Annotated in this window: 21 protein-coding genes and 2 pseudogenes; 15 read left to right on the top strand and 8 right to left on the bottom strand. The window is 71.3% G+C overall.

Annotated features, from left to right (window positions below):
* Positions 1-69 precede the first annotated feature (69 nt).
* Positions 70-381, bottom strand: a pseudogene (locus AC0VY3_RS06575) (Scr1 family TA system antitoxin-like transcriptional regulator); the annotation flags it as partial.
* Here AC0VY3_RS06575 and AC0VY3_RS06580 point away from each other — a divergent pair.
* Positions 321-551 (top strand): hypothetical protein, encoded by a 231-nt coding sequence (locus AC0VY3_RS06580; protein WP_475551797.1) that lies wholly within the window; start codon positions 321-323, stop codon positions 549-551. The pseudogene AC0VY3_RS06575 and the gene AC0VY3_RS06580 overlap by 61 nt on opposite strands.
* Positions 552-636: 85 nt before the next feature.
* The gene (locus AC0VY3_RS06585) at positions 637-960 is read left to right on the top strand and encodes a hypothetical protein (RefSeq protein WP_475549188.1); all 324 of its coding nucleotides are present in this window, start codon (positions 637-639) and stop codon (positions 958-960) included.
* Between the two features lie 629 nt (positions 961-1,589).
* On the opposite strand, the gene AC0VY3_RS06590 is transcribed toward AC0VY3_RS06585, so the two are convergent.
* Positions 1,590-2,210 carry a hypothetical protein gene (locus AC0VY3_RS06590; RefSeq protein WP_475549189.1) on the bottom strand — a complete coding sequence of 207 codons (621 nt, stop codon included), beginning with the start codon at positions 2,208-2,210 and terminating at the stop codon, positions 1,590-1,592.
* A gap of 154 nt (positions 2,211-2,364) precedes the next feature.
* Here AC0VY3_RS06590 and recD2 point away from each other — a divergent pair, with 154 nt between their 5' ends.
* Together recD2 and AC0VY3_RS06600 are read left to right on the top strand one after the other, a co-directional pair.
* Positions 2,365-4,590: an SF1B family DNA helicase RecD2 gene (gene recD2, locus AC0VY3_RS06595; protein ID WP_475549190.1), complete on the top strand. Its 2,226-nt coding sequence runs from the start codon at positions 2,365-2,367 to the stop codon at positions 4,588-4,590.
* Positions 4,591-4,805: 215 nt separating this feature from the next.
* Positions 4,806-6,104, top strand: a complete 1,299-nt coding sequence (locus AC0VY3_RS06600) for a citrate synthase (protein ID WP_030085548.1) — start codon at positions 4,806-4,808, stop codon at positions 6,102-6,104.
* Positions 6,105-6,689: 585 nt separating this feature from the next.
* Here AC0VY3_RS06600 and AC0VY3_RS06605 read toward each other — a convergent pair.
* The 3 genes from AC0VY3_RS06605 to AC0VY3_RS06615 form a co-directional block, all read right to left on the bottom strand.
* Positions 6,690-9,047 carry a heavy metal translocating P-type ATPase gene (locus AC0VY3_RS06605; protein WP_475549191.1) on the bottom strand — a complete coding sequence of 786 codons (2,358 nt, stop codon included), beginning with the start codon at positions 9,045-9,047 and terminating at the stop codon, positions 6,690-6,692.
* Positions 9,048-9,145: 98 nt separating this feature from the next.
* Positions 9,146-9,463: a heavy-metal-associated domain-containing protein gene (locus AC0VY3_RS06610; RefSeq protein ID WP_103510439.1), complete on the bottom strand. Its 318-nt coding sequence runs from the start codon at positions 9,461-9,463 to the stop codon at positions 9,146-9,148.
* 170 nt (positions 9,464-9,633) lie between these two features.
* Positions 9,634-10,356 (bottom strand): TetR/AcrR family transcriptional regulator, encoded by a 723-nt coding sequence (locus AC0VY3_RS06615; protein WP_475549192.1) that lies wholly within the window; start codon positions 10,354-10,356, stop codon positions 9,634-9,636.
* 158 nt (positions 10,357-10,514) lie between these two features.
* On the opposite strand from AC0VY3_RS06615, the gene AC0VY3_RS06620 reads away from it, so the two are divergent.
* Both AC0VY3_RS06620 and AC0VY3_RS06625 read left to right on the top strand, forming a co-directional pair.
* A complete protein-coding gene (locus AC0VY3_RS06620; RefSeq protein ID WP_475549193.1) occupies positions 10,515-12,839 on the top strand; it encodes an MMPL family transporter in 2,325 nt (774 codons plus the stop codon).
* A 229-nt stretch (positions 12,840-13,068) separates the two neighbouring features.
* The gene (locus tag AC0VY3_RS06625) at positions 13,069-13,833 is read left to right on the top strand and encodes a class I SAM-dependent methyltransferase (RefSeq protein WP_475549194.1); all 765 of its coding nucleotides are present in this window, start codon (positions 13,069-13,071) and stop codon (positions 13,831-13,833) included.
* Positions 13,834-13,878: 45 nt separating this feature from the next.
* Here AC0VY3_RS06625 and AC0VY3_RS06630 read toward each other — a convergent pair whose 3' ends face one another.
* Positions 13,879-14,070, bottom strand: coding sequence for a helix-turn-helix transcriptional regulator (locus AC0VY3_RS06630; protein WP_010064909.1), 192 nt, complete (start codon positions 14,068-14,070; stop codon positions 13,879-13,881).
* Between the two features lie 224 nt (positions 14,071-14,294).
* Here AC0VY3_RS06630 and AC0VY3_RS06635 point away from each other — a divergent pair, with 224 nt between their 5' ends.
* Positions 14,295-14,816, top strand: coding sequence for a DinB family protein (locus tag AC0VY3_RS06635; RefSeq protein WP_181010837.1), 522 nt, complete (start codon positions 14,295-14,297; stop codon positions 14,814-14,816).
* Between the two features lie 24 nt (positions 14,817-14,840).
* On the opposite strand, the gene AC0VY3_RS06640 is transcribed toward AC0VY3_RS06635, so the two are convergent.
* Positions 14,841-15,776, bottom strand: a complete 936-nt coding sequence (locus tag AC0VY3_RS06640) for a sugar phosphate isomerase/epimerase family protein (RefSeq protein WP_103508807.1) — start codon at positions 15,774-15,776, stop codon at positions 14,841-14,843.
* A gap of 146 nt (positions 15,777-15,922) precedes the next feature.
* Here AC0VY3_RS06640 and iolC point away from each other — a divergent pair, with 146 nt between their 5' ends.
* From iolC to AC0VY3_RS06680, 8 genes are all read left to right on the top strand, one after another.
* Positions 15,923-17,083, top strand: coding sequence for a 5-dehydro-2-deoxygluconokinase (gene iolC, locus AC0VY3_RS06645; protein ID WP_475549195.1), 1,161 nt, complete (start codon positions 15,923-15,925; stop codon positions 17,081-17,083).
* Positions 17,080-17,991, top strand: a complete 912-nt coding sequence (locus AC0VY3_RS06650) for a Cgl0159 family (beta/alpha)8-fold protein (protein ID WP_475549196.1) — start codon at positions 17,080-17,082, stop codon at positions 17,989-17,991. Before iolC ends, AC0VY3_RS06650 begins: the two co-directional genes overlap by 4 nt.
* On the top strand, positions 17,988-18,908 hold the full coding sequence (gene iolB, locus AC0VY3_RS06655; RefSeq protein WP_103508810.1) for a 5-deoxy-glucuronate isomerase: 921 nt from the start codon (positions 17,988-17,990) through the stop codon (positions 18,906-18,908). Before AC0VY3_RS06650 ends, iolB begins: the two co-directional genes overlap by 4 nt.
* Complete coding sequence (iolD, locus tag AC0VY3_RS06660; protein WP_475549197.1) at positions 18,905-20,899, top strand: 3D-(3,5/4)-trihydroxycyclohexane-1,2-dione acylhydrolase (decyclizing); 1,995 nt, start codon at positions 18,905-18,907, stop codon at positions 20,897-20,899. The genes iolB and iolD overlap by 4 nt, the downstream gene beginning before the upstream one ends.
* A 41-nt stretch (positions 20,900-20,940) precedes the next feature.
* On the top strand, positions 20,941-22,443 hold the full coding sequence (mmsA, locus tag AC0VY3_RS06665) for a CoA-acylating methylmalonate-semialdehyde dehydrogenase (protein WP_103508812.1): 1,503 nt from the start codon (positions 20,941-20,943) through the stop codon (positions 22,441-22,443).
* Between the two features lie 82 nt (positions 22,444-22,525).
* Complete coding sequence (locus tag AC0VY3_RS06670; protein WP_475549198.1) at positions 22,526-23,146, top strand: DUF4291 domain-containing protein; 621 nt, start codon at positions 22,526-22,528, stop codon at positions 23,144-23,146.
* 125 nt (positions 23,147-23,271) lie between these two features.
* A complete protein-coding gene (locus AC0VY3_RS06675) occupies positions 23,272-24,699 on the top strand; it encodes a sensor histidine kinase (RefSeq protein ID WP_475551647.1) in 1,428 nt (475 codons plus the stop codon).
* A complete protein-coding gene (locus tag AC0VY3_RS06680) occupies positions 24,696-25,409 on the top strand; it encodes a response regulator (RefSeq protein WP_242743016.1) in 714 nt (237 codons plus the stop codon). Before AC0VY3_RS06675 ends, AC0VY3_RS06680 begins: the two co-directional genes overlap by 4 nt.
* On the opposite strand, the pseudogene AC0VY3_RS06685 reads toward AC0VY3_RS06680, so the two are convergent.
* Positions 25,371-26,087: pseudogene (locus AC0VY3_RS06685) on the bottom strand (phosphatase PAP2 family protein); the annotation flags it as partial. The gene AC0VY3_RS06680 and the pseudogene AC0VY3_RS06685 sit on opposite strands and share 39 nt — an antisense overlap.
* Between the last annotated feature and the right edge of the window lie 5 nt (positions 26,088-26,092).

The raw sequence follows: 26,092 nt of genomic DNA on the forward strand, positions 1-26,092 counted from the left end.
GGGCGGCGTTCCTGTCCCGCGTGTGACATCGGCTCGGTGGCCCCGGCCGGGTCACGTCGGTAGGGCCTCATCGCCCGGAGCGAGATCGTAGGCGGTGCGACTGAACTCAACCAAGCGTGGATCATCCATCAGGTTGCCCGTTTGGAAGGCTTCGACGTAGGCCACCGGCGCGGAGTTCGTGAAGCTCATCAGCGTCAGAAGGCTCTCCTGGAGAGAGTGGGCCCCAACATCGAACGGTAGAACATGTAGTCGGAGCCGTCCGGCCTCGGCCATGTCCGCAATCTTCCGCAGTTGCGCGGCCATCACCTGGGGTCCGGCGATTGCTGATCTCCGTACGGCGTCAACGGCACTCGCTCGACCCGTACGCCTACGTCTCCCCCTACTCCTGTGCCTGCGTCGGCGGACCGACCGCCTACCGCACCGGCGAGCGACCTCCGCGTGGCGAGGACAGTCCGTTGGTGCGCCCGTACTTCGTGGCGCACGAGCGGCAGGTGGCCGAGCAGAGTGCGCCGCCGAGGCGAGGCGGCGGCGCATCCGGGGCGCGGCGCTGATGATCGTTGCCCACGGTCTGCACCTCGGCCGGGTGAGTGGGGGCGCGGCGTGAGGATGGGCAGTGAGCGCGCCGAAGCCTCCCCGATGCGGCTGCTGCCGTGGACGGACGTGGGTGGGAAACCCTGCTACGTCGTGGGGGACGGCACCGGCTATGTCTCGCGGAAGGCCGACGAAGTCGAAAGCAAACAGCTCGACATGGCGGACGAACTGCTCGGCCACGCCGCCGATCTGCTGGCCGACGACGAGGTCACCGGACCGCAGGTCCGCTTCCTCGCCGGACGGCTCACCGAGCCGCTGCACCAGGTCGTGCGCGTAGCTGAAAGCCGTGGCTCGCGGCTTGACGCGATCCTGCCGGGCCGGCCCGAACCACGCACGGAGGGACACAAACCGGACGAAGGCCTTCCGTGAGCCATGAATCGGCTTGACGAGCCCCTTACCGTCGCCAAACCTGTTGACGCAGTTCAGAGCAGCGAGAGCGGGTTTTCCGACAGTACGGGGGCTTCAGAACGGCCATTCCCAGGCCGGCCACGAGCCAGCTCGAGGCGTTCACCACGAACATGGCCTATGCGCAGGATGGTGGACGCGGGACGCTCCCTGGCCCCATTGCAGCCGGCGACGGTGGACGTCGACGACGCAACAGGAGCGCGCACGAAGCGGACTTGATGGACGGCGACCTCAAGCTGCGGCGGCCTGTCACCGAGCACGACGTCAGAGACGCGATCAACTGGATCGACCGCATCGCCCTGGCTGTGGCGTCCGTACTCGACGCGGAGCAGTAGCACCACCACCATCAGGCCGTGCGACCGATGCCAACCCGTCCCGCAACGCCCGCCGCAGCACCGGCCGGTACGCCTCCAGCGCGTCCTTCGCGGCGTCCACGTCCGGTTCGGCCTCCAGTGCCTCGTCCTCCTCGTACGGGCTGAGGCGCAGGGCGGCCTCGACAGTGCCCGGGGTCCAGGCGCCCGCGCGGACCGCCGCCTACCTCGTACCGGTGATCGGCCTAGGAACTTGTGCACGGGTAGACGGAACCGCGGGCGCTATCCGGACTCCTTCCCGCCTTTGGTGGTTTCCTCGTCGCGCTCCTCCAAAGAGCCGGGGTGGTCGGCTCGTTCGGGCTCGGGTTCGGGCCCGGGGTCCTCTGGCTCTGGCCCTGGCTCGTCAGCGGACGGGTTCCGCAGCTGCCGTGTCCGTTCCCGGCGGTCCTTCCGGTAGTGGTTGACCCACATGACCGTGTTCATCACCACCAGCATGATCATGATTGCGTAGAAGGGCCCCGCCACGCTCCACGCGGAGCCGAGCGAGGAGTAGGCATGGTCCTCGGAGGCGAAGACGGTGTCGCCGTGGTCGATCGACGAGGCGTGGATCGTTCCGGAGCCTGTGCTGCCATCGGCGAACTGCCACCGGCCGTAGCAGGAGGGCGGCGGCCCTGTGTGGCCGCCGCCCTCGATGCACTGCCCCGCGTAGGTGAGCGTCGCGGACTTCCCGGCGATCACCGCGTACAGGACGTCGCGGCCGAGCATCCAGAAGAGATAATTGAGAACGAGGGGAAAGCCGACGATCGCCATCCACTCTTTGCCGGTCGGCCATTTCAGCGGAGCCTTCGGCAGCGCGTCCGCCGTACGCGCCGGTCCGGCGCCGTCGGCATCTCCGTCCCCCATGCCCATCTCGACCGCTCCCCACTGCGTCCACGTCGGCGTGGTGCACTCGGCTGTTCCTACCGACGCCGGTGCGTCCGCCGGTGGTTCCGCCGGAAGGGCATCCGGCCGACGGCCGGGTCCGCGGGCTGTCAGCGGCACCCGGTAGCGTCGGGTCATGTCCAACATGGCCGTCCTCGAAGGTGTCCTGGAGCGGATCACCTATGCCAACGAGGAGAACGGGTACACGGTCGCCCGCGTCGACACCGGGCGCGGAGCCGGGGATCTCCTCACCGTGGTCGGTGCGCTGCTCGGCGCGCAGGTCGGCGAGTCGCTGCGGATGGAGGGCCGTTGGGGCTCGCACTCCCAGTACGGCAAGCAGTTCACCGTGGAGAACTACACCACCGTGCTGCCCGCCACCATCCAGGGCATCCGCCGCTATCTCGGATCCGGGCTGATCAAGGGCATCGGGCCGGTGATGGCCGACCGGATCACCACCCACTTCGGTGTCGACACCCTCGACATCATCGAGCGGGAACCGAAGCGGCTCGTCGAGGTCCCCGGCCTCGGCCCCAAGCGCACGAAGATGATCGCGGCGGCCTGGGAGGAGCAGAAGGCGATCAAGGAGGTCATGGTCTTCCTCCAGGGTGTCGGCGTCTCCACCTCCATCGCCGTCCGCATCTACAAGAAGTACGCGGACGCCTCCATCTCCGTCGTGAAGAACCAGCCCTACCGGCTGGCCGCCGACGTCTGGGGCATCGGCTTCCTCACCGCCGACAGGATCGCCCAGGCGGTCGGCATTCCGCACGACAGCCCCGAGCGGGTCAAGGCCGGCCTCCAGCACGCCCTGTCCCAGTCCTCCGACCAGGGGCACTGTTTCCTGCCCGAGGAACGGCTCATCGCGGACGGCGTGAAGCTCCTCCAGGTCGACACCGGGCTGGTCATCGAGTGCCTGGCCGAGCTGGCCGCCGATCCGGAGGGCGTCGTACGGGAGAAGGTGCCGTCTCCGGAGGGCGGCGAACCGGTCACGGCGGTCTACCTCGTCCCCTTCCACCGCGCCGAGCTCTCCCTCGCCGGGCAGCTCAGACGGCTGCTGAACACCGGCGAGGACCGGATGCCGGCCTTCCAGGACGTGGACTGGGACAAGGCCCTGGCCTGGCTCGCCACGCGTACGGGGGCCTCGCTCGCGCCCGAGCAGGAGGAGGCCGTACGCCTCGCGCTCAGCCGGAAGGTGGCCGTCCTGACCGGCGGGCCCGGCTGCGGGAAGTCGTTCACCGTCCGGTCCATCGTCGAACTGGCCCGGGCGAAGAAGGCCAAGGTGGTGCTCGCCGCCCCCACCGGGCGCGCCGCCAAGCGCCTTGCCGAGCTGACCGGGGCCGAGGCCTCCACCGTGCACCGGCTGCTGGAGCTGAAGCCGGGCGGGGACGCGGCTTACGACCGGGACCGGCCGCTGGACGCCGATCTGGTCGTCGTGGACGAGGCGTCGATGCTCGATCTGCTGCTCGCCAACAAGCTGGTGAAGGCGGTGGCACCCGGTGCCCACCTCCTTCTCGTGGGTGACGTCGACCAGCTGCCCTCGGTCGGCGCGGGGGAGGTGCTGAGCGATCTGCTCGCGCAGGGCGGCCCGGTCCCGGCCGTCCGGCTCACCCGGATCTTCCGCCAGGCCCAGCAGTCCGGCGTCGTTACGAACGCCCACCGCATCAACGCCGGACAGCCGCCGCTCACCGAGGGGCTGAGCGACTTCTTCCTCTTCGTGGAGGACGAGACGGAGGACGCGGGCAAGCTCGCCGTCGATGTCGCGGCCCGCCGCATTCCGGCCAAGTTCGGCCTCGATCCACGCCGTGACGTGCAGGTGCTCGCCCCGATGCACCGGGGCCCGGCCGGTGCGGGCCAGCTGAACGGGCTGCTCCAGCAGGCCGTCACCCCGGCCCGCCCCGACCTCCCCGAGAAGCGGTTCGGCGGCCGGGTCTTCCGGGTCGGCGACAAGGTCACCCAGATCCGCAACAACTACGACAAGGGCGAGAACGGCGTCTTCAACGGCACGGTCGGCGTCGTCACCGGCCTCGACGTGGACGAACAGAAGCTCACCGTCCGCACCGACGAGGACGAGGAGATCGGCTACGACTTCGACGAGCTGGACGAGCTGGCCCACGCGTACGCCATGACCATCCACCGCTCCCAGGGCAGCGAGTATCCGGCCGTCGTCATCCCCGTCACCACCAGCGCCTGGATGATGCTCCAGCGGAATCTGCTCTACACCGCCGTGACGCGGGCCAGGAAGCTCGTCGTGCTGGTCGGGTCCCGTAAGGCGATCGGCCAGGCGGTCCGCACGGTTTCCGCAGGCAGACGCTGCACGGCACTGGATTTCCGGCTCCGGGGCGGCTCGGGAGAAGACTTCTCGTGACCCCTGCACAAAAATGATCGATCAAATCGGTGGGAAACATCACGGAGGTCTTCCGGAACCGCAGTCAAGGGGGCAGGATGAGTAAGTTGGCGGCACTCAGTGCCGTCAGTAGGTCCAATGGACGACCCCGAGTGCACTCTCCTGAGCCGAATGGGGGAGGGTGGAAGACAGTCAGGGCACCTCGAAGAAGAGGCACTACGTCGGTGAGGGATGACGTGAGCGAGCACACCAACAACGCTGTAGTACTGCGGTACGGCGATGACGAGTACACCTACCCGGTGATCGACAGCACCGTCGGCGACAAGGGCTTCGACATCGGGAAGCTCCGGGCCAATACCGGCCTGGTGACGCTGGACAGCGGATACGGCAACACCGCCGCCTATAAATCCGCCATCACGTACCTCGACGGTGAGCAGGGCATTCTGCGCTACCGCGGATACCCGATCGAGCAGCTCGCCGAGCGCTCGTCGTTCCTCGAGGTCGCGTACACGCTGATCAACGGCGACCTTCCGCAGGTCGACCAGCTGGCGACCTTCAAGAACGAGATCACCCAGCACACGCTGCTGCACGAGGACGTCAAGCGGTTCTTCGACGGCTTCCCGCGCGACGCCCACCCGATGGCCATGCTGTCCTCGGTCGTCAGCGCGCTGTCCACGTTCTACCAGGACAGCCACAACCCGTTCGACGAGCAGCAGCGTCACCTGTCGACGATCCGCCTGCTGGCGAAGCTGCCGACGATCGCGGCGTACGCCTACAAGAAGTCGATCGGCCACCCGTTCGTCTACCCGCGCAACGACCTCGGGTACGTCGAGAACTTCCTGCGCATGACCTTCTCGGTCCCCGCCCAGGAGTACGAGCTGGACCCGGTCGTCGTCTCGGCGCTGGACAAGCTGCTCATCCTGCACGCGGACCACGAGCAGAACTGTTCGACCTCCACCGTGCGTCTGGTCGGCTCCTCGCAGGCGAACATGTTCGCCTCGATCTCCGCCGGCATCTCGGCGCTGTGGGGCCCGCTGCACGGTGGCGCCAACCAGTCGGTGCTGGAGATGCTGGAAGGCATCCAGGCCAACGGCGGCGACGTCGACTCCTTCATCCGCAAGGTGAAGAACAAGGAGGACGGCGTCCGCCTGATGGGCTTCGGCCACCGGGTGTACAAGTCCTTCGACCCGCGCGCCAAGATTATCAAGGCCGCCGCCCACGACGTGCTGTCCGCGCTCGGCAAGTCCGACGAGCTGCTCGACATCGCGCTCAAGCTGGAGGAGCACGCGCTCTCCGACGACTACTTCGTCTCGCGCAACCTCTACCCCAACGTGGACTTCTACACCGGTCTGATCTACCGGGCCATGGGCTTCCCGACCGAGATGTTCACCGTGCTCTTCGCGCTCGGCCGGCTTCCCGGCTGGATCGCCCAGTGGCACGAGATGATCAAGGAGCCGGGTTCCCGCATCGGCCGCCCGCGCCAGATCTACACCGGCGAGGTCCTGCGCGACTTCGTCCCTGTCGAGGGCCGCTGACCCGGACCTCGTGTCGAGGCCGCTGATCCGGACCTCGTACCGCAGGGTTCCGCACCGCTGGAACCCGTACCGCCCGTAGTGCCCGGCCTCTTCGGCCGACTGCCTTCGCCCCGCGTACCGCGCTTCGCACAGAGCGCGGTGTCCGGGGCGATTCGGCGTTCTGGAGGGGAAGCGGGGAGGAGAAGGAGAAGCGGGGAGGGGAAGGGGTGGCGGGGAGGGGGAGGGGCCGGGAAAGCGAGAAACGCCCCGCCGCCGATCCCCCCACGGGTCGACGGTCAGGGCGCTTCCCATATCCCGGAGCGGATTCCCCCCACGGGATCCGGCCGGGCGTCTGGCAGGGAGCCGTGGCTCCCGTGTTCTGTTGTGTTCCCTTGTTGTGCTGCGATCCGCCGGGGTACGTACGCACGGGAGGGCCGCTCAAAGCTCCCCGGTGCACGTGCCCCGGCCAAACGCTTGCCACAGGAGCGTCCCCCAAGACACTCCATCGGACGTCCCCCAAGACATCCTTGGCATCGCACTCTAAGACTCACGAACCCACCGGATGGTTACCCTGAATCCGGTGTGATCTAAATCTCTTTGTGGAAGTTACGTGAAGGCACGCAACCGTAGGCTGTTCGTGACGACGAACACGGACGAAAACGCCATGGCGGCTCCCGCGATCATTGGGTTGAGCAGGCCACTTGCAGCCAGGGGCAAAGCAGCAACGTTGTACCCGAAGGCCCAGAAGAGGTTGCCCCTGATGGTGGCCAGCGTACGCCTGGAGAGGCGGATTGCGTCAGCTGTCACCTTGAGATCTCCACGAACCAGCGTGAGGTCGCTCGCCTCGATCGCCGCATCCGTCCCGGTGCCCATCGCCAGCCCCAGATCTGCCGTGGCCAGCGCGGCGGCGTCGTTCACCCCGTCGCCGACCATGGCGACGACCCGGCCCTCCGCCTGAAGGCTCTTCACGACGTTCACCTTGTCCTCCGGAAGCACCTCCGCAAGGACCTCGTCGATGCCCACCTCGCGCGCCACGGCCTCCGCCACCGCAAGGTTGTCGCCGGTCAGCAGGACGGGCCTGAGGCCCAGGGCGCGCAGCTCGGCGACGGCCTCCGCGCTGCTGTCCTTGACCGCGTCCGCCACCCCGAACACACCTCGCGCCTCGCCGTCCCAGGCCACGACGACCGCCGTACGGCCGTGCTCCCCGGCCTCCGCCAGGGCCTCGGACAGCTCGGCCGGGAGCGGGATCGCCGCATCGGTGAGGAGGCGGGGCCGCCCGACGAGGACGGCGTGGCCCTCGACGACGCCCTGGACGCCGAGTCCGGGGATGTTCTGGAAGTCGTCGGGGGTGGGGAGAGGTCCGGTGGTGTCGGTCGCGGCGGTGGTGATGGCTTGGGCGATGGGGTGTTCGGAGGCGTGTTCGAGGGCTCCGGCGAGGCGCAGGGCTTCGGCTTCGGTGGTGGTGTGGGTGGTGTGGGTGGTCTGGAGGGTCATGCGGCCGGTGGTGACGGTGCCGGTCTTGTCGAGGACGATGGTGTCGGCGCGGCGGGTGGTTTCCAGGACTTCGGGGCCTTTGATGAGGATGCCGAGTTGGGCGCCGCGGCCGGTGCCGACCATGAGGGCGGTGGGGGTGGCGAGGCCGAGGGCGCAGGGGCAGGCGATGATGAGGACGGCGACGGCGGCGGTGAAGGCGGCGGTGAGTCCGGCGTCGTTGCCGAGCCAGAAGCCGAGGGTGGCGAGGGCGAGGGCGATGACGATGGGGACGAAGACGGCGGAGATGCGGTCGGCGAGGCGTTGGGCTGATGCCTTTCCGTTCTGGGCGTCTTCGACGAGGCGGGCCATGCGGGCGAGTTGGGTGTCGGCTCCGACGCGGGTGGCTTCGACGACGAGGCGTCCGCCGGCGTTGAGGGTGGCTCCGGTGACGGTGTCGCCGGCCGAGACCTCGACGGGTACGGACTCGCCGGTGAGCATCGAGGCGTCCACGGCGGAGGAGCCCTCGACGACGGTTCCGTCCGTCGCGATCTTCTCCCCGGGGCGCACGACGAAGCGATCGCCGACGACGAGCTCGCCCGCCGGAACGCGTACCTCCCTGCCCGCCCTGAGTACGGCGACATCCTTGGCGCCCAGATGCATCAGCGCCCGCAGTGCCGCGCCGGACTTCCGCTTCGCGCGGGCTTCCAGGTAGCGGCCCAGCAGGATGAACGTGATGACCCCGGCCGCCACCTCCAGGTAGATCGTCGAGGTGGCGGAGGCGCGCGAGACGGTGAGGTCGAAGCCGTGGCGCATGCCGGGCATACCCGCGTCGCCGAGGAACAGGGCCCACAGCGACCAGCCGAACGCGGCGAGCGTGCCGAGCGAGACCAGGGTGTCCATCGTGGCCGCGCCGTGCTTCGCGTTGGTCCAGGCGGCGCGGTGGAAGGGCAGGCCGCCCCAGATGACGACGGGCGCGGCGAGGGTGAGGCTCAGCCACTGCCAGTAGTCGAACTGGAGGGCCGGGATCATGGCGAGCAGGACGACGGGGACGGCGAGCACGGCGGAGACAACGAGACGCTGCCGGAGCGAGTCGGTGGAGCCGTCCGGCTCCGCGACACCGTCCTGGGCTGCTTCCGCTTCCGCTTCCGCTTCGGGTTCCGGTTCCGGTTGTGTCTCTGCTTCTGCTTTCGCTTCCGTGTTCGGTGCCGGTGTGGCTTCCGCTGCCGGTGCCTTCCGTTCCGGTCGGGTGACGGGGCGGGCCGTGTAGCCGGTCTTCTCGACCGTGGCGACGAGGTCGCCCAGCTCCAGCCCCTCCCCGAACGTGACGCGGGCCTTCTCGGTCGCGTAGTTCACGGTGGCGGTGACGCCGTCCATCCGGTTGAGCTTCCTCTCGACGCGGGCCGCACACGAGGCGCAGGTCATCCCGCCGATCATGAGCTCGGCCTCGGAGGCGTCGGCGGCCGGGTGATCGGCTGCTGCTGTGCTGGCCATGTCCGAACTCCAGGGAAACGCGGGTCGGGCCGTACCCCACCAGTATCGGCTGGTGAGGCCGGCCCGACGACGAACGGGGTGCTGCTGCGGGCCGGCCCTCAGGCGGCCGGGCCGAGGAGCTCGTACCCGGCCTCGTCCACCGCGGCACGGACGGCGTCCTCGGTCAGCGGGGCCTTGGAGGTGACGGTGACCCGGCCGGTGGCGGCGACGGCCGCGACCGAGGTCACGCCCGCGAGTGCGGAGATCTCCTCCGACACGGCGCCCTCGCAGTGGCCGCAGGTCATGCCCTTGACCTCGTACACGGCGGTGACCGCGTCGGTCCCCTCGATCCGTACGTCGGCCGCGCCGTCGTGGCAGGAACCGGCGGGCGAGCAGCAGGAGCCGGTGGACTGGGCGGTCTCGGTCTCGGCGGTCATGACGTTCTCCTCTTCGCGAACACGTTTCGGCGGCACGGCGGGGCGCATGGGGCCGCAGAGGCCTCCGTGGCGCCCCGTCTACGCCACACTATACCCCTAGGGGGTATGAATGTGCCCCGGCGGGGCCATGTGTCGGCCGGTGGCGGTTCGGGCCGACAGCCGGAGGTGGTCTATGGCGCGTGCGGGGTCCCCTGCGGCGCGGCGTCGCAGACCAGGGGATCCAGATAGCGGAACATGACCGTCTTCAGCTCCTGGATGTAGGCCTCGCGCTCCTCGCCCTCGTGGGCCATGATCAGGTCCAGCCCGGCCTTGAAGATCATGAAGGTCATGTCGGCGATCCGGTGGACCTGCTCGGCGGGCGCGTCCGGGAGGTAGCCGGCGAGCACCGATTCGACCCGCGTCAGCATCGTGGCGTGCAGCGTGTCGTGCTCCTCGGTGATCCGGCCGGGGATCTCCGAGCCGTGCATCAGGACGGAGAAGGCCGGGTTCTCGCAGTTGAAGGCGATCAGCGGGTCGAGGATGGCGTCCAGCATGCGGTCGAGCGGCAGCTCGACATGGCTCTGCGAGAAGGCGGCGCCGTAGGTGTCCCGCCAGCGGTTGAGCAGCTGGTCGCCGAGCTCGACGGCGATGGCCTCCTTGTTCGGGAAGAACTGGTAGAGCGTGCCCGGCGACACCCCGGCCTCGCGGGCGATGGCGTTGGTGCTGGACGCGGTGTAGCCGCTGGTGCAGAAGACGTCGGCGGCGGCCCGGAGCAGCTGGGCGATACGGGCCTCGCCGCGGGCCTGGCGGCGGCGAGGGCGGGCGGGGCCCGGCGCCCCGTCGGCCGCACGGGCGGTGGATCCGCCGTCCGCTCCGTCCGCTGCGGCGCCCTTGGTGGCTTTGGCCTCCGACACGGTCAATCCCCGGCTCTCATGATGCGATTGACAAACACGAGTGGTCGCTCGCATTCTAGTGGAACGCGAGCGACGACTCGTGTTTGCCAGGGTAAGTGGCAACGACCGACCCATGCTGCCTTGTGCTGCCCGGGTCTCGGTGAAGGGGACACCGCACCATGTCCGAAGTCAACCGTTCCGCGCCGCCTTCGGTCGGCGGCTGGACCCGGTTCGTCACCGCCCGGCCGCGGCTCGCGCTGCTGGCCGCGCTGGTGATCACCGCACTCGCCGTGTTCGCCGGGAGCGGGGTGGCGGACCGGATGGGCAGCGGCGGCTGGCAGGCCCCCGACGCCGAGTCGACCTACGCGACCGAGGCGCTGGCGCGGGAGTTCCCCGCCTCCCAGCCCAATCTGCTCCTGCTGGTGGACAGCGGCTCCGCGACCGTCGACGACCCGGCGGTGGCCGCCGAGGCCGCCCGCCTCGTCGAGCGGCTGGAGGCCGAGCAGGGGATCTCGGGCATCGGATCCTACTGGGGGACGCAATCGCCCGCGCTGCGCTCCGAGGACGGCCGCGAGGCGATCATCGCCGCCCGGATCGGGGGCGACGAGAAGACCGCCGGTGAGACCCTCGACCGGATAGCCCCCGCTTTCGCGGGGGAGCGGGGACCGGTGACGGTCTCCATCGGCGGGCCCGTCGCCGTGCAGCACGAGATGCAGACGATCATCCAGGAGGACCTGCTGCGGGCCGAGCTGATCGCCCTGCCGGTGACGCTCGTCCTGCTGGTCATGGTCTTCGGCAGTGCCGTGGCCGCGATGCTGCCGCTCGGCGTCGGCATCGTCGCCATCCTCGGCACCAACGCCGTGCTGCGGGGCCTGACGGAGTTCACCGACGTCTCGGTCTTCGCCATGAACCTCACGACGGCCCTCGGCCTCGGACTCGCCATCGACTACGCCCTGTTCATCGTCCGCCGCTTCCGCGAGGAGCTGGCCGGCGGGGCGGGCCCCCGGACGGCGGTGGGCACGACCCTGCGGACCGCCGGGCGTACGGTGCTGTTCTCCGCGCTGACCGTGGCCGTGTCGCTGTCGGCCATGCTGGTCTTCCCGCAGTACTTCCTGCGGTCCTTCGCCTACGCCGGGATCGCCGTGGTCCTGCTGGCCGCCGCTGCCGCGCTGATCCTGCTGCCCGCGGCGCTGGTCCTGCTCGGCCACCGGATCAACTCGCTGGACCTGCGCCGGCTGCTGCGCCGCCGCAGGAAGGACGCCTCGCCCGAAGGCGACAGCGCGGCCACGGGAGCGGGCGCTTCGCCCGGCCGGGGCTGGGCGAAGCTGGCGGCGCTGGTGATGCGCAGGGCGCCCGTCTTCGCCGTCGTCACCACCGTCGGGCTCCTGCTGCTCGGACTGCCCTTCCTGGGCGTCAAGTTCGGCACGGCCGACGACCGTCAGCTGCCGGCCGGCGCGGAGTCCCGGGTCGTCCAGGAACACATCCGTGACGGATTCCCGGGCAGCCCCGGTGGCGGCCTGGAGGTGCTGGCGGAGGGACAGGGTTCCCCCGCCGAGTACACGGAGCTGAAGAGCCGCATCGAGCAACTGCCCGGCGTCCTGCGGGTCGACGGCCCGGTCACCGCGGACTCCGTCGCCTACTACAGCGTGCTGCCCGAGGGCGAAGCCGTCGGCGAGGAGACCCAGCAGCTCGTACGGGACCTGAGGGCGGTGCCCTCCGCCTCCTCCCTCGACACCTCGGTGACGGGCACGGCGGCGGTCCTCGTCGACTCCAAGGACGCCATAGCCGACCGGCTGCCCTGGGCGCTGGCGATCATCGTGCTCGTGACCCTGCTCCTGGTCTTCCTGCTCACCGGCAGCGTGCTCATCCCGCTCCAGGCGGTCGTGCTCAACGCCCTCAGCCTGACCGCGATGTTCGGAGCCGTGGTCTGGGTCTTCCAGGACGGAAATCTCTCCGGACTGCTCGCCTTCACCAGCACGGGCGACATCGAGACGACGCTGCCCGTCCTGATGTTCTGCGTGGCCTTCGGACTCTCCATGGACTACGGGGTGTTCCTGATATCCCGGATCAAGGAGGAGTACGACCGCACCGGCGACCACGAGCACTCCGTCACCTTCGGACTCCGCCACACCGGCGGGCTGATCACCGCGGCCGCCGTGATCCTCGCGGTCGTGATGGTGGCCATCGGCACCTCGCGGGTCACCAACACCAAGATGCTGGGGCTCGGTATCGCCCTCGCCGTCCTGATGGACGCCATGGTGGTGCGCAGCCTGCTGGTCCCGGCGGTGATGAAGCTGATGGGCCGCTCCACCTGGTGGGCCCCCGCGCCTCTGCGGGCCTTCCATCGCACGTTCGGCCTGAGCGAAGGGGATTCGACCCCGGCCGGTCCCGCCGCTCCGGAGGCTCCGGGCGACCGGGGCGGCCACCGGGGCGCCGGGTCCACGGCGGAGGCCGAGGGGATATCGGGCGCGGGCGCGGAGATCGCCGAACCGGCGAGACGCTGAGACCGACGACGGAAACCGGTTCGGAAACAGCCCTCGGGGAAGCCGGGAATGGCCTCGGGGCGCCGCGTGACGGGACCGCGTGGCACCGAACGGATGGCGGGCGGGGGCGGCGCTCCCCGTCCGCCCCGGAAGGCGCCAAAGGCCCGCCGACAGCATCGGCAAAGCGACGCTGACCTGGGCTTTCATGCTCATCGAGCCTAAAATTTCCGCAACGGAAAAGGGGGCCCGGATGGACCGGAACGTTCGTACGACAGACGACGTATTGGCTTTGATGGACGGCCTGTTCGCCCCGGAGGCGGACCGGTGGACGGCCGGCGGCGCGTCCTGGTGGGACGAGTTCTACGCGGACCGGTCGAAGCCGGTGCCGTTCTTCGCGGACAAGCCCGACGAGAACCTCGACGCCTATCTCCGCCAGGGGCGGATCGCCTTTGGCCGCGCGCTCGAACTCGGCTGTGGGCCCGGCCGCAACGCGCTGCACCTGGCGTCGCTCGGTTTCGACGTCGACGCGGTCGACCTCTCCCCGGCGGCGCTGGCCTGGGCCCGGGAGCGGGCGGAGAAGGCGGGGGCCGACTCCATACGGTTCCACCTCGGTGACGCGTTCGCCCTGACGGCGACGGGGGCGCCCCTGGCCGGGCCGTACGACCTGATCTACGACTCGGGCTGCTTCCACCACCTGCCGCCCCACCGCCGGATCAGCTACCTCGCCCTCCTGGAGCGCTGCCTCGCGCCCGGCGGTCACTTCGCGCTCACCTGCTTCGCCGCCGGGGAGGGCGGGATGGGTTCGGAACTGCCGGACGCCGAGCTCTACCTGACGGGCGGTCTGCACGGGGGGCTCGCCTATACGGACGAAGAGCTGCGTCACGTCTTCTCCGGCCTGACGGAGGCGGAGGAGATGGAACTGCGCCGGATGAACGACGAGGCACCCGAATCCCCGCTCTTCGGGGAGCCGTTCCTCTGGACGGCCCTCTTTCGCAGGGCCGCCGGCCAGGAGTAGCGAGGAGCCGGAACGGCCGGGCGGCCGAGGGGTCCGCGCCGGGCGTCAACGGCCCCTGTTGCGGGGCCGGGAGGCGACCCAGGCGCGGACGGTGTCGCCGTACCAATACGGTTTCCCGTTCTTCACCTGGTCGGGCGGCGGAAGGAGCCCGTGCTTGCGATAGGAGCGGACGGTGTCCGGCTGGACCTGGATGTGCGCGGCAATGTCCTTGTAGGACCAGAGCGTTCTGTCCGTCATCGGTGACACCTCTCTGCACTTCTCAAGCCGACGATCACTCAGCCTGTGCTCGGTTGAACGACCTTGGGCGGCAGGCGGGGTGGGGCCGTCGACCGGCTGTGACAGAAAACCCGCGTAACGGAGATATGTGTACCGAAACGGTTACTGCTGTGGCAGAAAGGATGAACCTGGGCCGGTGTCGCGTATCGCGGCCACTGTCTGACCCGGGTGCCACGACGAGGGACATGAGCACTTCCGAACGCCCGATGCCCCCTCTGCTCGCCGACGAACGCACCTCTCTGGAGAGCTGGCTCGACTTCTACCGCGCCACCCTCGTCCAGAAGTGCGCCGACCTGCCCGAGAAGGGCCTGCGTCAGGCGGCCGCCGCGCCCTCGCCGATCACCCTGCTCGGACTGCTCCAGCACCTGACGGAGGTCGAGCGGAACTGGTTCCGCCGGGTGCTGGCCCAGGAGGACGTCCCACCGCTCTTCGCCCCTCCGGCCGGCGGCGACGGGACTCAGGGGCACGCGGGCGGCTGGGAGCCTGCCGAGGACTCCACCCACGAGCAGGCGCTCGCGCGGTGGGAGGCCGAGGTGGCGACGGCCCGGCAGAACTGCGCGGCCCGGGCGCTCGACGACACCAGCCCGTTCATGGGCGGGCAGGTCACGCTGCGCTGGATCTACACGCACATGATCGGCGAGTACGCCCGGCACTGCGGCCACGCCGACCTGATCCGCGAACGCGTCGACGGGCGCACGGGAGTCTGACCCGGAGGCCCCGGGGCGGAGGCCTCAGGATGCCGAGCCGGGCGAGCGGGTGCCGCCGCAGGAGCGGAGGAACTCGCGGGTGCGGCGCGCGATGGGGAACGGCTTGTCCGGCGGGCACGGATACATGTCCTGCTCCACGATCGCGAACAGGTCGACGTCCAGGGCGCGGGCCGCGTCCAGGACCGGTTCCAGGGCGGGGACTCCGCCGGGCGGCTCGCACATCACACCCCGGGCCACCGCCGGGCCGAACGGCACCTCCTCCGCCACCACCGCCGCCAGGATCTCCGGATCGACCTGCTTGAGATGGAGGTAGCCGATGCGTTCCCCGTACGTCTCGATGAGCTTGACGCTGTCGCCGCCGCAGTAGGCGTAGTGCCCCGTGTCCAGGCAGAGCGAGACCAGGTCCGGATCGGTGGCGTCGAGGAAGCGGCTGACGTTCTCCTCGGTGTCGATGTGGGTGTCGGCGTGCGGATGGACGACGATCCGCAGCCCGAACCGCTCCCGGACCTCCCGGCCCAGCCGCTCCGTCTGGGCCGTCAGGTCCCGCCACTGGGCGGGCGTGAGCGTGCGGTCCTCCAGCACCTCGCCCGTCTTGTCGTCGCGCCAGAAGGAGGGGATGACGACCAGGTGTTCGGCGCCCATGGCCCGGGTCAGTCCGGCGATGTCCGCGACATGCGCCCAGGTCCGGTCCCAGACGTCCGGTCCGTGGTGCAATCCGGTGAAAACGGTGCCGGCGGAGACCGTGAGCCCCCGGCTGCGGGTCTCGTCGGCCAGCCTGGCGGGGTCGGTGGGCAGATAGCCGTACGGGCCGAGCTCGATCCACGCGTACCCGGCCTCGGCCACCTCGTCGAGGAAGCGCTGCCAGGGCACCTGCTCCGGGTCGTCGGGGAACCACACGCCCCAGGAGTCGGGAGCCGAGCCGATACGGATGCGGGCCGAGGAGCGGACGGAGGGGGTCATAACGCCCAGCCTCGTGGCGGGTGCGGAAGGGTGTCAAGAGTTCGTCCGAATGTCCGGACAAAATATTGACAGGGTTCCCGGGAGGGGGCTAGACCTGGGACCAGCCGGCCACCGGCGGGGCGGACCGGCGGTCCGAAGGGATGCGTATGCCTGAGCCGTACGACGTGATCACCATGGGACGGATCGGGGTGGACCTCTACCCGCTGGAGGTCGGGGTCCCGCTCGCCCGGGTCGAGACGTTCGGCAAGTTCCTCGGCGGCTCCCCGACGAATGTGGCGGTGGCGGCGGCCCGACTGGGGCGGCGTACGGCCGTGATCACCCGGACCGGGCAGGACCCCTTCGGCACGTATCTCCAACAGGAACTGGAACGGTTCGGCGTGGACGCCCGCTGGGCGACGGCCGTGGCGGAGTATCCGACCCCGGTCACCTTCTGCGAGATCTTCCCCCCGGACGACTTCCCGCTCTACTTCTACCGGCAGCCCAAGGCCCCCGACCTGGAGATCCACGCGCCGGACCTCGATCTGGACGCGGTGCGCGCGGCCAGGATCTTCTGGATGACGGGCACCGGACTCAGCGCTGAGCCGAGCCGGTCCGCCACGCTGGCCGCCCTCGACGCGCGCGGCACCGGCCCGGCGGATGTGCCGCGTACGGCGACGGCGACCGTCTTCGACCTCGACTGGCGGCCGATGTTCTGGGACGGGGGCGACGACAGCACCGAGGCGCCCGCGCGGTACCGCGAGGCGCTGGCCCATGCCACGGTCGCCGTCGGCAACGTCGACGAGTGCCGAATCGCGACCGGCGAACGCGAACCGTACGCGGCGGCCCGCGCGTTGCTCGCGGCCGGGGTGGAGCTCGCCGTCGTCAAGCAGGGGCCGAAGGGTGTGCTCGCCGTCCACCGCGACGGCACCACCGCCGATTGCCCGCCGCTGCCGGTGGAGGTGGTCAACGGCCTCGGCGCGGGGGACGCGTTCGGCGGCGCGCTCTGCCACGGACTGCTCGCCGGGTGGCCGCTGGACCGCCTCGTGCGGTACGCGAACGCGGCTGGCGCGATCGTCGCCTCCCGGCTCGCCTGCTCGTCCGCGATGCCGTTCCCGGACGAGGTCGAGCGAGCCCTCAAGGCCGGCGCCGTCACCGCGGACCTCGACGCCCAGGCGACCCGGAAGGCCCAGGCGAACCCCGGCGCTCCGACGGACCGCGGCGGCCCGGTCGGCCTTGGCGCTCCGGTCGAACCCGGTGCTCCGGCCGACCCCGGCGCTCCGCCGGACCCCGACACCCCTGCGGCCCGCCGGACCGGAGCCGACTCATGACGCCGCTCGCGCCCTCGCTCTCCGAGCTGGTCCGGCTGCGCGCCGAGCGGCCCGAAGCCGTGGCCGAGGCCGCCGCGCGACGGAAGCGGCGGCGGCTGATCCGTACCACCGGCGACCGGTTGATGATCATCGCGGCCGACCATCCCGCGCGCGGCGCGCTCGCCGTCGGGGACCGGTCGCTCGCCATGGCCAACCGCTTCGAGCTGCTGGAGCGGCTCTGCCTCGCCCTCTCCCGCTCCGGCGTCGACGGAGTGCTCGCCTCCGCCGACGTCCTGGACGATCTCCTCCTGCTCGGAGCCCTGGAGGACAAGATCGTGATGGGCTCGATGAACCGCGGCGGGCTGGCCGGCGCCGCGTTCGAGCTCGACGACCGGTTCACCGGATACCGCCCCGACGACCTGGTCCGCCACGGGTTCGACGCCGGGAAGCTGCTGCTCCGCATCGACCACGACGACCCCGGTTCGCTGGACACCCTGCACACCGCCGCCCGGACCATCGACGCGATGGCCGCGCACCGGCTGCCCGTCTTCGTCGAGCCGTTCCTCTGCCGCCGCGTCGACGGCCGACTCCGCAACGACCTCGGCGCCGCAGCCGTGGCGACCTCCATCGCCATCGCGTCGGGCCTCGCGGGGACCTCCGCGTACACCTGGCTCAAGGTCCCCGTCACCGACGACCCCGACGCCATGGGCCGGGCGATGGAGGCCTCCACGCTGCCCGCCGTCCTGCTCGGCGGCGAGGTCGGCGAGGACCAGGACGCCGCGTACGGGAAGTGGCGCGACGCGCTGCGGCTGCCCACCGTGCGCGGGCTGGTCGTGGGACGCTCGCTGCTCTACCCGGTCGACGGGGACGTGACCAGCGCCGTCGACACCGCCGTAGGGCTGCTCCGGACGGGTAGGGAGGGGGCATGACGACGCATCATCCCCCTCCTGACCGAGGACAGCAGCCCGTGTTCCACCTTCCGGCGGGCAGCGCCGCGCGCGGGGCGTACGCCCTCGACATCGACCCCGCTCGGGCCGGCTGGGATCGTTCGTCCCTGCGGGTGCTGGAGCTGGAGCCGGGCGGTGTTCACACGCTCGTCACCGGCAGTAGTGAATGGATCGTCCTGCCGTTGGCCGGTGGCTGTACGGTGCATACAGCAGGCGAGACCTTTGAACTGCTGGGCCGGGAAAGCGTGTTCAGCGGGGTGTCCGACTTCGCCTACGTACCGCGCGACGCCCACGCACAGATCTCCTCCGGCGCAGGAGGCCGCTTCGCCCTGGCAGGAGCGAAGTGCGAGCGACGACTCCCCGCTCGCTACGGCCCCGCGCCGGAGGTACCCGTCGAGCTGCGCGGCTCCGGGACCTGCTCGCGGCAGGTGAACAACTTCGCCGCCGCCGACACCTTCGACTGCGACCGGCTGATCGCCGTGGAGGTCCTCACCCCCGGCGGCAACTGGTCCTCCTACCCGCCCCACAAACACGACGAGCACGTGCCGGGCGAGGAGTGCGAACTGGAGGAGATCTACTACTTCGAGGTGCAGGACGGCGGTCTCGGCTACCACCGCGTCTCCCCGTCGCGCGACGGCGGTACGGACGTCCTCGCCGAAGTGCGCAGCGGTGACGCCGTCCTCATCCCCGACGGCTGGCACGGCCCGTCCATCGCCCCGCCCGGCCGGACGCTGTACTACCTGAACGTGATGGCCGGGCCCGGGGAGGAGCGCGCCTGGCTGATCCGCGACCATCCCGACCACCGCTGGATCCGCGACACCTGGCGGGGCGAGCCGATCGACGCCAGACTCCCGCTGTACACGGCGCATCCGTCGCCCGGCCCGGAGGTAACGCCTTGAGCCCGACGAGTCCCGCGAGCCCGACGAGTACCGCGAACCCCCACTGTCCCACCCGGCGACTGACCACCGCTCAGGCGCTGGTGGCCTTCCTGGCCCGGCAGTACACCGAGCGCGACGGCCGTCGGCAGCGGCTCATCAGCGCCGCCTGGGGCATCTTCGGCCACGGCAATGTCGCGGGCATCGGCCAGGCGCTCGTGGAAGCGGCGGCGGGCGGCGGCCCCGGCGGAACCACCCCCGGCACCGGCAACGGGACCGGGCACCGCATGCCCTACCTCCAGGGCCGCAACGAACAGGCCATGGTGCACGCGGCCGTGGGGTATGCCCGCCAGTCGGGGCGGCTCTCGGCGCACGCGGTGACCACGTCCATCGGCCCGGGGGCCACCAACCTCGTCACCGGGGCCGCGCTCGCCACGATCAACCGCCTGCCCGTCCTCCTCCTGCCCGGCGACACCTTCGCGACCCGGCCCGCCGACCCCGTACTGCAGCAGCTCGAAGTGCCGTACGCGGGTGACGTGTCCGTCAACGACTGTCTGCGCCCGGTCTCGCGCTACTTCGACCGGATCACCCGGCCGGAGACGCTGATTCCGGCCGCCCTCCAGGCGATGCGCGTCCTCGCCGACCCGGCCGAGACCGGGGCCGTCACGCTCGCGCTGCCGCAGGACGTACAGGCGGAGGCGTACGACTGGCCGGAGGAGTTCTTCGCCGAACGCGACTGGCACGTCCGCAGGCCCGCCCCCGACACGTTCGAACTGGAAGCGGCGGTACGGGCGATCCGCTCCGCCCGCCGCCCGCTGATCGTCGCGGGCGGCGGGGTCCGGCACAGCGCCGCCGAGGAGACGCTCGCCGCGTTCACCGCCGCGACCCGCATCCCGGTCGCCTCCACCCAGGCCGGCAAGGGCGCGCTCCGGCACGACCACCCGGCCGACGTCGGCGGCATCGGCCACACCGGCACCGCCACCGCCGACGAACTGGCCCGCACCGCCGACCTGGTGATCGGCGTCGGCACCCGCTTCTCCGACTTCACCACCGCGTCCGGCACGCTCTTCGCCGATCCGGCGGTCCGCTTCCTCCACCTCAACATCACCGGCTTCGACGCCCACAAGCTGGCCGCCCTCCCCCTGGTCGCCGACGCCCGCGCGGGCCTGGAGGCGCTGACAGCGGCGCTCGCCGGACGCGGCTACCGGGTCGACCCGGCGTACGAGACGGAGTACACCGGAGCGAAGGAGGCGTGGGAGGAACGGGTCGAAGCATCCTTCGCCACCCCCGACCCCGCCGCGCGCCCCACCCAGACCCAGGTCCTCGGCCTCCTGGACACCCTGGTCACCGAGGACGACATCCTCATCAACGCCGCCGGCTCCCTCCCCGGCGACCTGCACAAACTCTGGCGCGCCCGCTCCCGCGACCAGTACCACGTCGAGTACGGCTACTCCTGCATGGGCTACGAGATCCCGGCCGCGATCGGCGTCCTGCTCGCGACCGGAAGCCAGGGCCGTGAGGGCCGCCCCGTCTGGGCGCTCGTCGGCGACGGCACGTATCTGATGAACCCCACCGAGATCGTCACCGCCGTCCAGGAGAACCTGCCGCTCAAACTGCTGATCCTCCAGAACCACGGGTACGCCTCCATCGGCGGCCTGTCCGAAGCGGTCGGCGCCGAGCGTTTCGGCACGGCCTACCGCCACCGGGACGCCGACGGCGGCTTCACCGGCCCGCCGCTCCCCGTCGACCTGGCCGCCAACGCGGCCTCCCTCGGCCTGCGGGTCCTGCGCGCCACCACCGTCGACGACCTGCGCAAAGCCCTCTCCGAGGCGCGCGACGCGGAGGGCCCCACTTGTGTCTACGTCGAGACCGAAACGCCCGACACAGTGTCGGGCCCGCCTCCGGCACAGGCGTGGTGGGATGTTCCGGTAGCCGAAACCGCGAGCCGACCGGCGGCGGTCAAGGCCCGGGAGGAGTACGACCGGCAGGTCGCCGCCCGACGCCGCCACCTGTGAGACCGGCCCCCACGCCTGCCTGAAGCCTGAAGGAGTACGTCATGACGAAGACCGTCAACCACTGGATCGGCGGCAAGACAGTGGAGGGCACGTCGGGTCAGTACGGTCCGGTCACCGACCCGGCCACCGGCGCGGTCACCACGCAGGTGGCGCTCGCCTCCGTCGAGGAGGTCGACGCGGCCGTGGCGGCGGCGAAGGCCGCGTACGCGACGTGGGGCACCTCCTCGCTCGCCCAGCGCACCGCGGTCCTCTTCCGCTACCGCGCGCTGCTGGACGCCCACCGCGACGACATCGCCGCGCTGATCACCGCCGAGCACGGCAAGGTGCACTCGGACGCGCTGGGCGAGGTCGCCCGCGGTCTGGAGATCGTCGAGCTGGCGTGCGGGATCACCACCCAGCTCAAGGGCGAGCTGTCCACCCAGGTGTCCAACCGGGTCGACGTCTCCTCGATCCGCCAGTCGCTCGGCGTCGTCGCGGGCATCACCCCGTTCAACTTCCCGGCCATGGTGCCGATGTGGATGTTCCCGCTGGCCATCGCCTGCGGCAACACGTTCGTGCTGAAGCCCAGCGAGAAGGACCCCTCGGCCGCCAACCTGCTGGCCGAGCTGGCCGCGGAGGCGGGCCTTCCGGACGGCGTCCTCAACGTCCTGCACGGCGACAAGATCGCGGTGGACGGCCTGCTGAACCACCCCGACGTGGCCGCCGTCTCCTTCGTCGGCTCCACCCCCATCGCCCGCTACATCCACGCCACCGCCTCCGCCAACGGCAAGCGGGTCCAGGCGCTGGGCGGCGCGAAGAACCACATGCTCGTCCTGCCGGACGCCGACCTGGACGCGGCTGCCGACGCGGCGGTCTCGGCGGCGTACGGCTCCGCCGGTGAGCGCTGCATGGCGATCTCCGCCGTCGTCGCGGTCGGCGCGATCGGCGACGAGCTGGTCGCCAAGATCCGTGAGCGCGCCGAGAAGATCACGATCGGTCCCGGCAACGACCCGGCCTCCGAGATGGGCCCCCTGATCACCGCCGCCCACCGCGACAAGGTCGCCTCCTACGTCACGGGCGCCGCCGCCCAGGGCGCGGAGGTCGTCCTCGACGGCACGGGCCACACGGTCGAGGGCTTCGAGGACGGCCACTGGATCGGCCTGTCCCTCCTGGACAAGGTCTCCACCGACTCCGACGCGTACAAGGACGAGATCTTCGGCCCGGTGCTGTGCGTGCTCCGCGTCGACACGTACGAGGACGGCGTCGCCCTCATGAACGCCTCGCCGTTCGGCAACGGCACCGCGATCTTCACCCGCGACGGCGGCGCGGCCCGCCGCTTCCAGCTGGAGGTCGAGGCCGGCATGGTCGGCGTCAACGTCCCGATCCCGGTCCCGGTGGGCTACCACTCCTTCGGCGGATGGAAGGACTCGCTCTTCGGCGACCACCACATCTACGGCAACGACGGCGTGCACTTCTACACCCGCGGCAAGGTCGTCACCACCCGCTGGCCCGACCCGGCCGACGCCCCGGCAGGCGTCGACCTGGGCTTCCCGCGCAACCACTGACCGACGCACCCTCCCGGCCGCGCCCGGCCATCCGGCGAAAACCGGATGCCCGGGCGCGCCTGCGTCCCGCATCCTGGGGCACATGAACACCCCGCCCCACCCGCCCCGTTACGAGATCCGCGCACTCCACACCCACACCACGGTCACCGTCTACCAGGCGTACCGCCCCGCCATCGGGCTGCCCGCCGCCCGCGACGGGCGGTTCCCCGAAGCCTGGAAGCGCGACCGGATGACCTGGATCAAGCCCAGCTTCCTGTGGATGATGTACCGCTGCGGATGGGGCACGAAGGAGGGCCAGGAGGTCGTCCTCGCCGTCGAGATCGACCGGAGCGGCCTGGAGTGGGCCCTCGCGCACGCCGAACTCTCCCACTACGTACGCGAGGTGCACCCCGACCAGGCGTCCTGGAAGCGGAGTCTGCGCACCGCCCCGGCCCGGGTCCAGTGGGACCCCGAACGCGACCTCGACCTGAACCCGCTCCCGTACCGCTCCCTCCAGCTCGGCCTCAGCGGCGAGGCCGCCCGGCGGTACGCGGACGAGTGGACCGTGTCCGTACGCGACGTCACCCCGCTCGCCCGCGAGGTGCACGTCGCGGTCCGGGCGGGGGAGCGGGACCGGGCCGCCGCCCTGCTGCCGGTGGAGACCCCGCTCGGCCTCGCCGCGCCCCGGCCGGTGCGGGACGGTCCCGCGGCGCCGGGTAGGTGACTTCCGGCAGTGCCGGCAGGGCCCCCGGCCTCCGTAACCTTTCCCTCGTGAACAGCTTCTCCCTCGTGAAGAGGACCGCCGGCGGGCGGCCCGGCCTCCGGTGGGCGGACCCGGGGGGTCTGCTGGTGCCCGCCACGGCGGCGTTCGGCGCGCTGAGCCTGGTGGGGTGGTGGTGGGGCCTGCCGACCGCGATCGCCGCGTTCGCCGCCGGACGGGGGCCCGGGCGCGGCAGGACCGTTGTCCTGTTCCTGACCGGTGCCCTGGCGGCCGGGGCGGTGGCGGTGGCCTTCGTGCCGTCCCTGCTCACGCTCGCGACGCAGTTCATCGCGGTCATCGTCCTCGCCGTGCTGGTGCCCTGGTTCGTGGGGCGGTTCTCCCGCCAGTACCGGGAGCTGGTCCGGGCCGGCTGGGAGCGGGCCGAACAAATGCAACGGGAAAGGCAGTTGGTCGCCGAGCAGGCGAGACTGCTGGAGCGGGCCCGGATCGCCCAGGACATGCACGACGTGCTCGGCCACGACCTCAGCCTGATCGCCCTGTCGGCCGGGGCCCTGAAACTGGCGCCCGGCCTGGACGAGCAGCACCGGCGGGCCGCCCAGGACATCCGGGGCCGGGCGGCGGCAGCGGTGGAACGCCTCGGCGAGGTCATCGGCGTCCTCCGCGAGGAGAGCGAAAGCCCGCCCCAGGGGCCGGGTGACTTCGACATCGCCCGGCTCGTCGGGGACGCGGCCGCCTCCGGACTCCCGGTCGAACTCTCCGTGCACGGCGACGCGTCGGGGCTGCCGCCCGCCGTCGGGCGCGCCGCGCACCGGGTCGTGCAGGAGGCCCTGACGAACGCGGCCAAGCACGCGCCCGGGGCGTCCGTGAGCGTCGAACTGTCGCACACGGCGAGGGAGACCTGGGTGGCCGTCCGCAACGGGGCCCCTGCGGCCGGGGCCGGCGTACGGTCGGGGCAACCGCCCGCGCACCCTTCCGGCCCACCTCCCGGCAACGGCGGTCGCGGGCTCATCGGGCTCGACGAACGCGTCCGCCACGTCGGCGGCTCCCTCGACCACGGCCCCCGTGACGGCGGCTTCACCGTCTCCGCGCGGCTGCCCCACCAGCCCCCCGCGCAGATCCCGCCGTGGCCCACCGACAACCGGGAGAGCCCCGCGCCCCCGGGCTACCGGCGGGCCCGGCGGCGCGTCCGCCGCACCCTGCTCACCGCGCTGACCGTGCCTCTGGCGGCGGGCGCCGTGCTGCTCGCCGTGGTCGGGACGTGGGAGACCGTGGCCGCGTCCCGGTCCGTCCTCGACCCGGGCGACTACGCCCGCCTTCGGGTGGGGCAGGATCGGTCGGAGATCCAGAAGGTGCTGCCTGACCGCCAGACGACGGCGCGGCCGACGCCCGCCGGACCGGAGGAAAAGGACGAACGGCAGGAACAGGGAGTGACGTGCGAGTTCTACGCGATGACCGCCGACCGCTTCGACGACCGGTCCGGAGACGCGTACCGGCTCTGCTTCCGGGACGGCAGGCTGGTCTCCCGCGACGCGCTGACACCCGTGAGCGCCCGATGAGCCGGGCCGACACGGCGGCGGCCGGACCCGTCCGGGTGCTCGTCGCCGACGACGAGCCCATGATCCGGGCCGGGGTACGCGCCGTGCTCGCCACCGACCCGGGCATCGAGGTCGTCGCCGAGGCGGCCGACGGGCACGAGGCCGTGGAGCTGGTCCGGGCACACCGCCCGCACGTCGCCGTCCTCGACGTGCGGATGCCGGGCACCAACGGCATCGACGCGGCCGCCGAGATCCGGCGCACCCTGCCCGACACCGGCGTCGTCATGCTGACCACCTTCGGCGAGGACAACTACATCCTTCGGGCGCTGGGAGCCGGGGCCGCCGGATTCCTGATCAAGTCCGGCGAGCCCGAGGAACTGGTCGCCGGGGTCCGGGCCGTGGCCGACGGTGCCGCCTACCTCTCACCGAAGGTCGCCGCCCGGGTGGTCGCGCACCTCGCGTCCACCGGGGCCGGAGCCCTGGCCGAACGGCGGGACGCCGCCCGGGAGCGGGTCGCCGGGCTGACGCCCAGGGAGCGCGAAGTGCTGGCGCACCTCGGCGGCGGACTCTCCAACGGGCAGATCGCCCGGCGGCTGCACCTGGTCGAAGGCACGGTCAAGGCGCACGTCAGCTCCGTCCTGTCCCGCCTCGGCGTCGACAACCGGGCCGCGGCCGCCGTCGTCGCCCACGAGGCCGGGATCCTGCCCCCACCACCGCCCGAGCAGCGCTGAGGCGAGCAGACCGGCGGGGCGCACCAGCACCAGGAGCACCGAGGTGACCACCGCACCGCCGAGCAGTGCGCCGGCGAGCACATCGTGCGGGTAGTGGACCCCCACCAGGACCCGCAGCAGTGCCGCCGCCACCGCCAACGGCACGGTCACCGCAGCCAGTCGGGGCCGCCGTACGGCGAGCCCGACCGCGAGGGCGGCGGCCAGGGTGGCGTGGTTGCTGGGGAACGACCAGTCGCCCGGTTCCGGGCACGCGGCGACGGCCTCGGCGCCGTCCAGCGCACGGCACGGCCGCTCCTCGTCGACGACCAGCTTCAGCGCCTCGCTGACGGCGTACGCCACCACGGTCCCGACGCCGATGAGCACGGTCCCCGCCACCGTGTCCGGATCCCTCCGGCGCAGGGCGGTCCAGCAGACCCCGAGCAGCAGCAGGCCGAGGACGATCAGGGTGGCCTCCGACGACAGCTCCAGCAGGTGGCCCACCCACCCCGGGGCATCGCCGGCCGCCTCCGTCAGTGAGCGGTACGCGGACACGGACGCCCCGACCGTGACCTCGGTCGGTCCGGGCCGCCCCAGCCCTCCCGGGGAGAGCATCGTGATCACGGCCGCCGCCGTCGCCGTCAGGGCGAACGACCCGAATAGCCTGGTGGGCCAGTGGTGTTGTCGTGTGTGCTGTGCCATACGGC

The organism is Streptomyces sp. iso_384 (assembly GCF_056172905.1).